This window comes from Streptomyces sp. NPDC059695 (assembly GCF_042733785.1).
Lineage (GTDB): Bacteria > Actinomycetota > Actinomycetes > Streptomycetales > Streptomycetaceae > Streptomyces.
This window is the reverse complement of record NZ_JBHWFF010000068.1, coordinates 4,344-15,697: the sequence shown is the minus strand read 5'-3', so window position 1 is coordinate 15,697 and position 11,354 is coordinate 4,344. Positions and strand designations below refer to the sequence as shown.

At 73.6% G+C, this 11,354-nt stretch carries 11 protein-coding genes; 5 read left to right on the top strand and 6 right to left on the bottom strand.

What is annotated here, in order from left to right; all coding sequences use genetic code 11:
* Positions 1 to 384: 384 nt before the first annotated feature.
* The 3 genes from ACFV2S_RS37610 to ACFV2S_RS37600 all read right to left on the bottom strand — a co-directional run bounded on the left by ACFV2S_RS37610 (position 385) and on the right by ACFV2S_RS37600 (position 2,436).
* On the bottom strand, positions 385 to 789 hold the full coding sequence (locus tag ACFV2S_RS37610; RefSeq protein WP_383800717.1) for a DUF3040 domain-containing protein: 405 nt from the start codon (positions 787 to 789) through the stop codon (positions 385 to 387).
* A gap of 272 nt (positions 790 to 1,061) precedes the next feature.
* Positions 1,062 to 1,850: a class I SAM-dependent methyltransferase gene (locus ACFV2S_RS37605; protein WP_383800714.1), complete on the bottom strand. Its 789-nt coding sequence runs from the start codon at positions 1,848 to 1,850 to the stop codon at positions 1,062 to 1,064.
* Positions 1,851 to 1,917: 67 nt separating this feature from the next.
* The gene (locus ACFV2S_RS37600) at positions 1,918 to 2,436 is read right to left on the bottom strand and encodes an SAV_6107 family HEPN domain-containing protein (protein WP_385570770.1); all 519 of its coding nucleotides are present in this window, start codon (positions 2,434 to 2,436) and stop codon (positions 1,918 to 1,920) included.
* Between the two features lie 162 nt (positions 2,437 to 2,598).
* Between ACFV2S_RS37600 and ACFV2S_RS37595 the strand changes: the two genes are divergently transcribed.
* From ACFV2S_RS37595 to ACFV2S_RS37575, 5 genes are all read left to right on the top strand, one after another.
* Positions 2,599 to 3,558, top strand: coding sequence for an ATP-binding cassette domain-containing protein (locus ACFV2S_RS37595; RefSeq protein WP_385570768.1), 960 nt, complete (start codon positions 2,599 to 2,601; stop codon positions 3,556 to 3,558).
* A complete protein-coding gene (locus ACFV2S_RS37590; protein ID WP_385570766.1) occupies positions 3,530 to 5,629 on the top strand; it encodes a YhgE/Pip family protein in 2,100 nt (699 codons plus the stop codon). The genes ACFV2S_RS37595 and ACFV2S_RS37590 overlap by 29 nt, the downstream gene beginning before the upstream one ends.
* A gap of 19 nt (positions 5,630 to 5,648) precedes the next feature.
* Positions 5,649 to 6,257 carry a TetR/AcrR family transcriptional regulator gene (locus ACFV2S_RS37585; protein WP_385570764.1) on the top strand — a complete coding sequence of 203 codons (609 nt, stop codon included), beginning with the start codon at positions 5,649 to 5,651 and terminating at the stop codon, positions 6,255 to 6,257.
* Between the two features lie 281 nt (positions 6,258 to 6,538).
* The gene (locus ACFV2S_RS37580) at positions 6,539 to 7,186 is read left to right on the top strand and encodes a DUF4126 domain-containing protein (RefSeq protein WP_385570762.1); all 648 of its coding nucleotides are present in this window, start codon (positions 6,539 to 6,541) and stop codon (positions 7,184 to 7,186) included.
* A gap of 54 nt (positions 7,187 to 7,240) precedes the next feature.
* The gene (locus tag ACFV2S_RS37575; RefSeq protein ID WP_385570760.1) at positions 7,241 to 8,674 is read left to right on the top strand and encodes a phytoene desaturase family protein; all 1,434 of its coding nucleotides are present in this window, start codon (positions 7,241 to 7,243) and stop codon (positions 8,672 to 8,674) included.
* Positions 8,675 to 8,687: 13 nt separating this feature from the next.
* Here ACFV2S_RS37575 and ACFV2S_RS37570 read toward each other — a convergent pair whose 3' ends face one another.
* From ACFV2S_RS37570 to thiE, 3 genes are all read right to left on the bottom strand, one after another.
* On the bottom strand, positions 8,688 to 9,557 hold the full coding sequence (locus ACFV2S_RS37570; RefSeq protein ID WP_385570757.1) for a hypothetical protein: 870 nt from the start codon (positions 9,555 to 9,557) through the stop codon (positions 8,688 to 8,690).
* A 54-nt stretch (positions 9,558 to 9,611) separates the two neighbouring features.
* Entirely contained in the window at positions 9,612 to 10,529 is a 918-nt protein-coding gene (gene metF / locus ACFV2S_RS37565; RefSeq protein ID WP_383798814.1) for a methylenetetrahydrofolate reductase [NAD(P)H], read from the bottom strand.
* Between the two features lie 116 nt (positions 10,530 to 10,645).
* On the bottom strand, positions 10,646 to 11,299 hold the full coding sequence (gene thiE, locus ACFV2S_RS37560) for a thiamine phosphate synthase (protein WP_385570754.1): 654 nt from the start codon (positions 11,297 to 11,299) through the stop codon (positions 10,646 to 10,648).
* Between the last annotated feature and the right edge of the window lie 55 nt (positions 11,300 to 11,354).

The following is an 11,354-nucleotide window of genomic DNA, read 5'->3' as shown; positions in this document are numbered from 1 at the left end:
GTGGGCAATCGTTCCGCTGGGGCGGAACGGGTGGGCACAACGGAACGGCGCCCCGTGCCGCGCCCAGGCTCCCGCGCCTGAACCCGCACCGACAGGTGCAGCACCCGGTGGTGCGGGTCCAGGCACAGAACGCGGAGGCGCCGCTTAAGCGCGCCGTCCCGTGTGCCCACCCGTCCCGCCCCAGCGGGACGATTGCCCACACGGGCAGCGGCGAGAGGCCCACACGGGCAGCAGGCGACGGCTCGGCACGGGCGAGGCGCCCCACAGGCAGGGGCGAAGGCCGTCGCAGGTGTCGGTGCGCGACCGAGCCCCGCAGAGGGCGCGCCAGGAGGCGCGGGCTCTGCGGGGCTCGGGTTCGGGGGCGGGGCTACCGCTCAGGGGCCGTCAGTGGCCGCCACCCTGCTGCTCGTCGCGGCGACGCTGCCACCGCGCTTCGATCCGGTTCATCATGGAGCGTCGCTGCCGGGTCTGACGGCCACCGGCCGCCGTCCCGCCTCTGGTCTGCTGCTCACCCGGCTTCGGCGCCCTGCGCCATCCGGTGACCGCCAGGACCGCGCAGCCCAGCATGACGAGGAAACCCACCACGCTGATCCAGATCTGCTGTGCGACCATTCCGGCCATGAGGAGCGCGATACCCACCAGGAAGCCGGCGACTGCCTGGTAAACCCGTCGCCGGGTGTACGTACGCAGTCCGCTTCCCTCGAGCGCTGTCGCGAACTTGGGGTCTTCGGCGTACAGCGCTCGCTCCATCTGCTCGAGCATTCGCTGCTCGTGCTCCGAGAGCGGCACGGAGTCCTCCTAGTCGTCGGTCGCGGGGGCGACCGGTTTGCGGCCCTTTCAGGATAGGCAGGGAATCGCCCCCGTGAAACCCGCCCTCAATGCCGAATAGCCAATCCGGGCCGCCATGCGGATCGGTTGCTGAGGCGTTGATTCCCCAGCCCCTTGTCCGTCATGCCGGATGGTGTCCCCCGATCATACGGGGCGGAGCCGTTCATCGGGCGGGCTGTGGCGTACTCCATGGCACACCGCGGCCCGCACCGCCGAACGGGTGGCCGTCCTGATCAGGCCCGCTTCTCGCCGAGCACGTGCAGCTGGGTGGCGATGGCGTGGAAGGCGGAGAGCTCGGCGGCGGCGGCCTCCAGCTTCAGCAGGGCCTCGGCGGCGCCGGGCTCGGTGTCGACGAGGACGCCGGGGACCAGGTCGGCGAAGACCCGGACCCCGTGGACGGCGCCGACGGCGAGTCCGGCCCCGTCGGCGAGCTCGGTGAGCTGCTCGGCGGTGAAGCGCCGGGGCACGGGGTCGCCGGCGCCCCAGCGGCCCGCCGGGTCGTCGAGCGCGTGCCGGGCCTCGGTGAAGTGGCCGGCGAGCGCGCGGGCGAGGACGGCGCCGCCGACCCCGGCGGCGAGCAGGCTGAGGCTGCCGCCGGCGCGGAGCGCGGCGACGGCGTTCCGCACGCCCTCGGCGGGGTCGTCGACGTACTCCAGGACGCCGTGGCAGAGCACGGTGTCGTACTCCTCGCGCCCGACGACGTCGAAGAGGCCGCGGATGTCGCCCTGGACGCCGGTGACGAGGTCGGCGACGCCGGCCTCGGCGGCCCGGCGCTCCAGTGCGAAGAGCGCGTTGGGGCTGGGGTCGACGACGGTGACCCGGTGGCCGAGGCGGGCCACCGGCACCGCGAAGTTGCCCGAGCCGCCGCCCGTGTCGAGGACGTCGAGCCCGTCCTTCCCGGTGGCCTCGACCCGGCGGTCCAGGGCGTCTTTGAGGACGTCCCAGACGACGGCGGTACGCAGGGAGGCGCGCGACGGACGCGACGACGCCTCTCGACCGAAGACAGGGGAAGGGTCCGGCACGGCTGTTGACTCCTCGGTGACGGGTACGGACGCTCCCCACCCTATGGCCTCGCCCCCGGCTTTCGGATCATCCTCCGGACTCGTCGGCACCGGGCCGGCGGGGCGGGGGCGGGGGGAGGGCCAGCAGCCGCTCGACCAGGGAGAGGAAGTGCGCGGCGTCCCGGAGGAGGTCGTCGGCCTCGCGGCGGGTGGCGGCGCTGCTGATGCCGGCCTCGGCGCGGGCTCTGCGCGGGGCCCCGGCGGCGAAGAGGGCGCTCCACTCGGTCAGCTCCGGGGCGAGGTCGGTCAGGAGCTCCCAGGTGCTCCTTATCCGCTGCCGGTGGCGGGGCCGGGTGTCGGGCCTGGCCCGGGCGGCGAGCACCGCGGCCGCGGCGCGCAGGGCGGCGAGGTGGGCGGTGGCGTACCGCTCGTGGGGGCGGTCGAGGACGGCGGCCTCGGCGAGTCCGGCGCGGGACTTGGCGAGCAGGTCGAGGGCGGCGGGCGGGGCCGCGGAGCGGCGCGGGACGGGGTGGACTCCGGACCCGGGTCCGGTCTCCCCGGGGAGGGGACGGCGGCGGGGCGTGGCTGCTGCGGGTGGGCCGGCCATGACGAGCCTCCTGTCGTCGCGTGACGGCGCTGTGGCCGTATGTGTTCATCGTGCCCGGCCCCACTGACAATCGCTCTGACCTGGGGTTTTGCCTGAAACCCAACCCGTTGGTAACTTTTGAACTGACTGGTCAGTTCAAAAAGGGGAATGGGGGGTGAGTCCGTGGGCGCGGAAACCGAGGAGCAGCCGCACGGCGCCGCCGTCGTCGCGGACGGCTTCGGACTGAAGGGCCCGCGCGGATGGGCCTTCCGGGAGGTCTCGTTCCGCGCGGAGCCCGGCGCGCTGGTGGCGATCGAGGGCCCGTCGGGATCGGGGCGCACCTGCCTGCTGCTCGCGCTCACCGGCCGGATGAAGCCCAAGGAGGGCCACGCCGAGGTCGGGGGTCTCCCCCTGCCCCGCAGGATGGCCGCCGTGCGCCGGATCACCGCGCTCGGCCAGGTCCCGGGCGTCAGCGAGCTCGACCCCGCCTTCACGGTCGCCGAGCACCTGCGCGAGCGGGCCCTGCTCCAGCGCCGGTTCGACGGCTCCGTGCGGGCGCTGCTGCGGCGCCCGGCCGAGCGCTCCGCGACCGCCCGGGCCCGGATCGAGGAGGCCGTGCGGGCCGCGGGTCTGGACCTCGACGCCCTCCCGAAGGGCGAGCGGACCTCCGTACGGGACCTGGAGCGCCTGGAGGCGCTGCGGCTCTCGATCGCCCTGGCCCTGATCGGCCGCCCCCGGCTGCTCGCGGTGGACGACACGGACCTGAAGCTCTCGGACGCCGACCGCGCCGAGGCCTGGGCGCTGCTGCGCTCGCTGGCCGCCGCCGGGACGACGGTCCTCGCCGTCTGCAGCGAGGCCCCCGAGGACGCCCTGCGCGTCACGACGCTCTCGGGCGCGCGCACCACCGCGGCACCCGCGGCCCCCGGACCGGCCACCACGGACGGCACCGGGAGAGACGGCACCGCCGCGGCACCCGCGGCCTCCACGGACGGCACCGGGGAAGACGGCGCCGCCGGGGACACCGCATCCGGCGGCACGCCCGCCGACCGGACCGCCGCCGGGGAGACGGCGGCCGAGGACACCACCGACGCCACGACCGAGGAGGGGGCGGCCGATGCGCTCGCCGAAACTGGCCGCGCTTGAGCTGAAGCGCTTCGGCAGGGGAAAGCTGCCGCGCGCCGCGCTCGTCGCGATCCTGCTGCTGCCCCTGCTGTACGGCGCCCTGTACCTGTACTCGTTCTGGGACCCGTACGGCAGGCTCGACAAGATCCCCGTCGCCCTCGTCAACGAGGACCGGGGCGCCACCGCCGGCGGCAAGGAGATCAACGCCGGCGCCGACATCACCGAGGGACTCCTGGAGAGCGAGACCTTCGAGTGGCACCGGGTGAGCGACGCCGAGGCACGCGCGGGCGTGGAGGACGGGACGTACTACCTGTCCCTGACCATGCCCGGCGACTTCAGCAGCCGCATCGCCTCCAGCTCGGGCGACTCCCCCGAGACCGGCGCGCTCCGGGTCCGGACGAACGACGCCAACAACTACATCGTCGGCCAGATCTCCCGGACGGTCTTCTCCGAGGTGCGCACCGCGGCCTCGACGAAGTCCTCGCGCACCTTCCTCGACAAGATCTTCATCTCGTTCTCCGACATCCACGACGCCACCGCGAAGGCCGCCAAGGGCGCGGCCGACCTGAAGCAGGGCGTGGACAAGGCGAAGAAGGGCTCCAAGAGCCTGTCCGAGGGCCTGGGCGACGCCAAGTCCGGCAGCGGCGACCTGGCCGCCGGCCTGAAGAAGCTCGACAAGGGCGCCAAGGACCTGGAGAGCGGCTCCCGCAAGGTCGCGAACGGCACCCAGGCCCTCGCCGACAAGGTCAACGGCACCGCGGACAAGGTCCGGCCGTACCTGGCGAACAACGGCAAGTCGATCCGGGACACCGCCCGTCTGGTCTCCGACTCCGCCACCGCCGCCCGCCACAACCTGGACGACCTGGTGAAGCGCGCGCCGCTGGTCCGCAGCGCCGCCCACAAGGCCGACGAGGACCTCGGCAGGATCCACCGCGAGGTCTGCGTGGACGCCCCCGCCACCGTCCCGCCGCTCGACCCGAAGGTCTGCGAGAAGCTCAAGAAGGCGTCGGTCACCGCCGGCGACGTGGCCACGATCGCCGACGACGTGCACGAGCTGACCAAGGGCCAGACCGACGACCTGAAGACCCTGGACGCCCGTCTGGCCAAGCTCGTGAAGCAGGCCGACGAGCTGGCCGCCCGCGCCCCGCACCTCGACGAGGACGTCGAGGGCGCCATCCGGAAGATCAACGAGCTCAACTCGGGCGCCCGGAAGGTCGCGGCGGGCGCGGACCGGCTGCACACCGGCATCACCGACGCGAAGGCCGGTTCGGTCCGCCTGGACACCGGTGTCGGCAAGCTCAAGAAGGGCGCGGGCGACCTGGACGGCGGCCTGTTCAAGCTGGCCGACGGCTCGGGCAGCCTCGCCACCGGCCTGAAGGACGGGGTCGCTCAGATCCCCGACTACGACGAGCAGGACCGCGACCGGCGCACCGAGGTCATGGCCGACCCGGTGAAGCTGGCCTCCCAGTCCCTGCACAAGGCGCCGAACTACGGCACCGGTTTCGCCCCGTACTTCATCCCGCTCTCCCTCTGGGTCGGCGCGATGGTCGCGTACATGATCATCCAGCCGCTGAACCGGCGCGCCCTCGCCGCGGGCGGTTCCGCCTGGCGGATCGCGCTGGCGGGCTGGCTCCCCGTGGCGGCGATCGGCGTCCTCCAGGTCGCGGCCCTGATGTCGGTCCTGCACTGGGGCCTCGGCCTCCAGATGGCCCGGGCCGCCGGCACGGTCGGCTTCCTCGCCCTGGTCACCTGCTGCTTCGCCGCGATCATCCAGTGGCTCAACGCCCGCTTCGGCGCGGCGGGCCGGATCCTGGTGCTCGCGTTCCTGATGCTCCAGCTGACCTCGGCAGGCGGCACGTATCCCGTCCAGACCAGCCCGGCCTTCTTCAACGCCGTGCACCCCTTCCTGCCGATGAGCTATGTGGTCGAGGCACTGCGGCGGCTGATCACGGGCGGCGGGACCGGACCGGTCTGGCAGGCCTGCGCGGTCCTGGTCGCCTTCACCGTCGGCGCCCTGGCCCTGACCGCCGTCTCGGCGCGCAGGAAGCAGGTGTGGACGCTCGACCGTCTCCACCCCGAACTGTCGCTCTGAACCTGTGAGAATCGACGCCATGGACAGCAGCAGCACCCGACGCCAGGCCACGCGCACGAAGCTCTACGAGGCGGCCGTCACCCTCATCGCGGAGCAGGGCTTCTCCGCGACGACGGTGGACGAGATCGCCGAGCGGGCCGGTGTGGCCAAGGGCACGGTCTACTACAACTTCAAGAGCAAGACCGAGCTCTTCGAGGAGCTGCTGCGCCACGGGGTGTCGCTGCTCACCGCCTCCCTGCGCACGGCGGCCGAGGAGACCGCCGTGCGCGGCGGGAGCCGGATCGACGCGCTGGACGCGATGATCCGGGCGGGGCTGGTCTTCATCGACCGCTACCCGGCCTTCACCCAGCTGTACGTGGCCGAGCTCTGGCGCACCAACCGGGCCTGGAACTCCACGCTCCTGGTGGTCCGCCAGGAGGCCGTCGCGGTGGTCGAGGGGGTGCTCCGCGAGGCCGTCGCGGCGGGTGAGCTGAGCGAGGAGATCGACGTCCAGCTGACGGCCGCGGCGCTGGTCGGGATGGTGCTCGTGGCGGCGCTCGACTGGCAGGCCTTCCAGAGCGAGCGTTCGCTCGACGACGTGCACGCGGCGCTCTCCCGCCTCCTGCACGGCCGTGTCGGCGGCCGCTGACACCGACACGCACGCAGGCACGCAGGCACGCAGAACGCAGGCACGCAGAACGCCGGTGCGGTGAGGCTCGATCCCCCCGAGCCTCGCCGCACCGGCGTCTTCTCTCGCACCCCCGTGCCGGCGGGTACGCGGCCCCGTTCCGCAGCCCCGTGCCGGCGGTACCGGAGCCGCGCCCCTTCCGTGGGCACCACTCTCTCCCGGGGACGCGGTCGGCCCCATCCGCGCACGTACTCATCTCGCCCTCTAGGTACGGATACTCAGTCCTGGTTACGATCGCGGGCGTGTCGGTACTCCCCCTGGTGTTCACCAGCGGCTGGGCGAGCGGGATCAACGCGTACGCGGTGGTCCTGCTGTTCGGCGTCTTCGGCGCGACCGGGCTGACCGACGAGGTGCCCGCGTCCCTCCAGCGCACCGATGTCCTCGTCGCGGCGGGCGTGCTGTTCCTGTGCGAGGCGGTGGCGGACAAGATCCCGTACGTCGACTCGATATGGGACTCCGTCCACACGGTGATCCGGCCGGTCGCGGGGGCCGTGGTCGGTGCCCTGCTCGCCGGGCAGAACGGTTCGCTGCCGGAGCTCGCGGCGGGAGCGATCGGCGGTTCGACGGCCCTGCTCAGCCACTTCGTCAAGGCGGGGACGAGGATGGCGGTCAACACCTCGCCGGAGCCGTTCTCGAACATCGCGCTGAGCCTCGCGGAGGACCTCGGGGTGGCGGCGGTCATCACCTTCGCGGTCTTCCACCCGGTGGCGGCGGCGACCATCGCGGGCGTCCTGCTCGTGGCGGGCCTGGCGATACTGTTCTTCCTCGCGAAGCAGATCCGCCGCGGCTGGCGGCGCTGGTCGCAGCGCCGGGAGGAGAAACGGCTCGTGACCCAGAGGGCGCGCCCCCGCGCCCCGGCCCCGCCGGACGACGGATCCGACCACTTCTGACCCGCGCCCACCGGGCTTCGGCCGCCGTCGGGGGCGCCGGATAGGCTCGCCCGCATGGCACGGATTGTGGTGATCGGCGCGGGACTCGGCGCCATGGCGGCGGCGGCCCGGCTGGCGGTCGCCGGACACACGGTGACGGTGTACGAGAAGACGTCGACGTACGGCGGGGCGGTCGGGCGCTTCGAGCGCGACGGGTTCGCCTTCGACACCGGCCCCGGTCTGCTGCACCTGCCCGCCGTCTACCGGGACCTGTTCGTGAAGACCGGGAAGAAGCCGCTGGAGGAGTACGTCGGTCTGACGCAGGTCGACCCGGCGGCCCGTCATGTCTTCGCCGACGGCACCCGCGTCGACCTGCCGAACGCCTCCCGGGCCGGCACGGTCGCCGCGCTGGACGCGGCGCTCGGCGCGGGCGCGGGCGAGCGCTGGGGCGACTTCCTGACGCGGGCCCGCGAGGCCTGGGACCGGACCCGGCGCCCGCTCCTGGAGGAGCCGCAGCCGGCCGACCGGAAGGCACTCGCCTCCGAGCCGTACCCGGCGCTCAGGCCGGGCCTCCTGCGCCGCCCGACGACGAAGCTCGCCCAGGTGGGCGCGCGGGAGCTGCGCGACCCGCGGCTGGTCGCCCTCCTGGACTCGTACGCGGAGGCGTACGGCTTCCCGGCGTCCGCCGCACCGGCCTCGGCCGCCGTCCTGCCGTACATGGAGCAGACCTTCGGCAGCTGGTACATGGGCGGGGGCCTGCGGGCGCTCGCCGACGCGGTGTACGAGCGGTGCCGTGAGCGGCGCGTGGAGTTCGTCTTCGACGCGTGCGTGGACGAGCTGCTGACCGCGGCCGGCCGGGCCGCCGGGATCCGGCTCGCGTCCGGGGAGACCGTGGAGGCGGAGCACGTGGTCGCGGGCGCGCCGGTGCCGTCCCTCTACCGCGAGCAGGTCCTGCCGTGGGAGCACGGCGACGACTGGCCGCCCTTCGCGCACGGGTCCACCGGCCGTCTGACGGTCCTGCTGGCGCTGCGCGGGGGCCGCGAGGACGGAGCCGTGCACCGCACGGTCGTCCACGGCGACGGGGACCGGCCCTCGGTGACCGTGCTGCGGCCCGACGACCCGCGGCTGCGGCCCGACGCGGAGCACGAGTCGGTGACGGTGTCGACGATGCTGGACCTGGGGCGCGAGGAGGACCCGGACGGCCTCGCCGACCGGATGGTCGAGGCCGCGGGCCGGGCGGTACCGGGGCTCGCCGAGCGGCTGCTCTGGCGCGAGGTCCGCACGCCGGAGCACGTCCGGGCGGCGACCGGGGCCGCCGAGATCCCGGGTCCCGCGCTCGCGGACGCCGGGGGGACGTACCTCCCGGCGGCGAACCTCTCCCCCGTCCCCGGGCTGTACTTCGCCGGCGGCTGGTCGCACCCGGGCGGCGGGCTCGCCCACGCGGGCATGTCGGGCGCGCTGGTCGCCGGACTCATCGTGGAGGGCGCGGACTTCCGCGGCTCCCAGTGAGCTCGCGGCGGCCTCAGTAGCGGTACTGCTGCTGGTCGTCCGGGTGCGGCTGCTCGTAGCCGTAGGGGGCCTGGGGCTGCTGCGGGGCGGGCTCGTTGTCGCGCTGCTGCGGGACCCAGACACCGCCCGGCGGGGTGTCGTAGGTGTACGAGGGGGCGTAGGGGTCGCCGTAGTAGGAGCCGTACTGCTGGCCGTCGGTGCCCGGGCCGATGTACGGGTCGGAGTACGCGGCGTACTGCTGCTGCCCGGCGTCGTGGCCGTAGTCGTAGGCCGGCTGCTCGTACCCGGAGTGCTCATAGGCCGGCTGCTCGTACCCGGAGTGCTCATAGGCCGGCTGCTCGTACCCGGACTGCTGGTACCCGGACGCGTAGGGGTCGTACTCCGTGCCGTACCCGGCTGCCGCGGCACTCCGGCCGCCCGCGTCGTAGACGCCGTACTGGCCGGTGTCCTCGGGCATCGGCTGCGGCTCGTAGACGGCGGTCGTCTCGGCCGCGGTCTCGGGGTGCGGGTCGTGGCCGGTCCCGTCCTCCGCGCCGTACGCCCCGTCCGGGGTGTCGTACGAGACCTCGGTGACCTCCAGGGTGGGCCCGGCCGGCCCGGTGGCCTTGCGGCGGCGGCTCGCTCCCGGGTTGCCGCCGATCGCCCAGCCGGTGGAGAAGCCGCGGCGGAAGGAGAGCGTCACATAGGCCTGGCCGACGGCGAAGGCGACGGCTCCGGCGACGATGACGAGGACCGAGGGCAGCAGGACGCCCAGGACGACGCAGAGGAAGCCGCCGAAGGCGAGCAGGCGCCAGCGCAGCCGCGCCTTGTACTGGAGGAGCACCTCCCCCAGCAGCCACAGCGCGACCACGCCGAACGCGATGTAGAGGACCGTCCACCCCATGCCCCGCCGCCCCTCTCCACGGTCACCGCCGCGGAGAGGGGCGGGTACGACCGGTCACGACTGCTGGTGCAGTCCGAGATTCTCGTAGATCTCGAGCGTCGCGGTGGAGCTGTTGAGCGTGATGAAGTGCAGTCCGGGGACACCCTCGGAGAGCAGACGCGCGCAGAACTCCGTCGCGAACTCGATACCGATGGAGCGTACAGCGGCGGGATCGTCCTTGACGGCGAGGATGCGCTCTTTCACATCCGCGGGGAAGGCGGCGTTGCTCAGCTGGGGCAGCCGGTCGAGCGTCTTCACGTTCACGACGGGCATGACCTCGGGGATGATCGGGGTCTCGCAGCCCGCCTTCTCCGCGCTGTCGCGGAGCCGCAGGTAGTTCTCCGGGTCGAAGAACATCTGGGTGATCGCGTAGTCGGCGCCCGCACGGCACTTGTCCACGAAGTGCCGGATGTCCGTGTCCCAGTCGGTGGACCGGGGGTGCATCTCCGGGAACGCGGCGACGCCGACGCAGAAGTCTCCCGACTCCTTGATCAGCCGGACGAGGTCGGCGGCGTACTTCACGCCCTCCGGGTGCTCGATCCACTCCCCCAGCGGGTCGCCCGGCGGGTCGCCGCGCACGGCGAGCATGTTCCGGATTCCGGCGTCGGCGTACTGGCCGAGAATGTTCCGCAGCTCGGCGACCGAGTGGTCGACGGCCGTGAGGTGGGCGACGGGGGTGAGCGTCGTGTCGGAGGCGATCTTCTGGGTGGCCTTGACGGTGCCGCCCCGGGTGGAGCCGCCGGCGCCGTAGGTCACGGAGACGAAGCTGGGGCCGACCGCCTCGACCCGGCGCATGGCGTTCCAGAGGACCTGCTCGCCCTTCTCGGTCCGGGGCGCGTAGAACTCGAAGGAGTACGACGTGCCGCCGTCCGCGAGGATCTCGCGGACGGTGCGCGCGCGGTCCGAACGGACGGAAGCGGTTCCAAGGGCCATACTGGCAGGTTAGACGCGGTGCGTGGCGCCGCGTACTCCCCGTCCGAGTGGTGGACACCTTTTCGGACAGCTGCCCGACAGGCGCCGGACGCCCCACGGCGGCGCCTTCCGGGGCCTCAGGCCCCGGCGCGCTCGCGGACGCGCTTGGCCAGGGCGGCCGTCGCGGCGGCCGGGTCGTCCGCCTCGGTGATGGCGCGCACGACGACGATCCGGCGGGCGCCCGCGTCCAGGACCTCGTCGAGGTTGGTCTCGTCGATGCCGCCGATGGCGAACCAGGGCCGGTCCTGCTCCAGGCCCGCCGCGTACCGCACGAGGTCGAGCCCCGGCGCGTACCGCCCGGGCTTGGTGGGGGTGGGCCAGCAGGGGCCGGTGCAGAAGTAGTCCACGCCCGGCTCGGCGGCGGCCGCCGAGGCCTCGGACTCGGCGTGGCAGGAGCGGCCGATCAGCACGTCGTCGCCGAGGATCGCGCGGGCGGCGGGCACGGGCAGGTCGCCCTGGCCGAGGTGGAGGACGTCGGAGCCGATGGCGTGGGCGACGTCGGCCCGGTCGTTCACCGCGAGGAGCCTGCCGTGGCGGCGGGCGGCCTCGGCGAAGACGGCGAGGTGCTCCAGTTCCTCACCGGCCTCCATCCCCTTGTCGCGGAGCTGGACGATGTCCACGCCGGAGGAGAGCACGGCGTCGAGGAAGGCCGGCAGGTCGCCCTGGCGCTTCCGGGCGTCGGTGCACAGGTAGAGCCGGGCGTCGGCGAGCCGCTCACGAGGCGTGGGCATGGGTGGGTTCCCCCCGTTCGAGTCGCGGGCGCCGCGGCGGCCGGCCCATGGGGGC

Bases quoted from the DNA above. Each gene is read 5' to 3' on its own strand.
- ACFV2S_RS37600 (WP_385570770.1), bottom strand. From the start codon at position 2,436: ATGGCCGGCCCACCCGCAGCAGCCACGCCCCGCCGCCGTCCCCTCCCC.
- ACFV2S_RS37590 (WP_385570766.1), top strand. From the start codon at position 3,530: ATGCGCTCGCCGAAACTGGCCGCGCTTGAGCTGAAGCGCTTCGGCAGG.
- ACFV2S_RS37585 (WP_385570764.1), top strand. From the start codon at position 5,649: ATGGACAGCAGCAGCACCCGACGCCAGGCCACGCGCACGAAGCTCTAC.
- ACFV2S_RS37575 (WP_385570760.1), top strand. From the start codon at position 7,241: ATGGCACGGATTGTGGTGATCGGCGCGGGACTCGGCGCCATGGCGGCG.
- ACFV2S_RS37570 (WP_385570757.1), bottom strand. From the start codon at position 9,557: ATGGGGTGGACGGTCCTCTACATCGCGTTCGGCGTGGTCGCGCTGTGG.
- metF (WP_383798814.1), bottom strand. From the start codon at position 10,529: ATGGCCCTTGGAACCGCTTCCGTCCGTTCGGACCGCGCGCGCACCGTC.
- thiE (WP_385570754.1), bottom strand. From the start codon at position 11,299: ATGCCCACGCCTCGTGAGCGGCTCGCCGACGCCCGGCTCTACCTGTGC.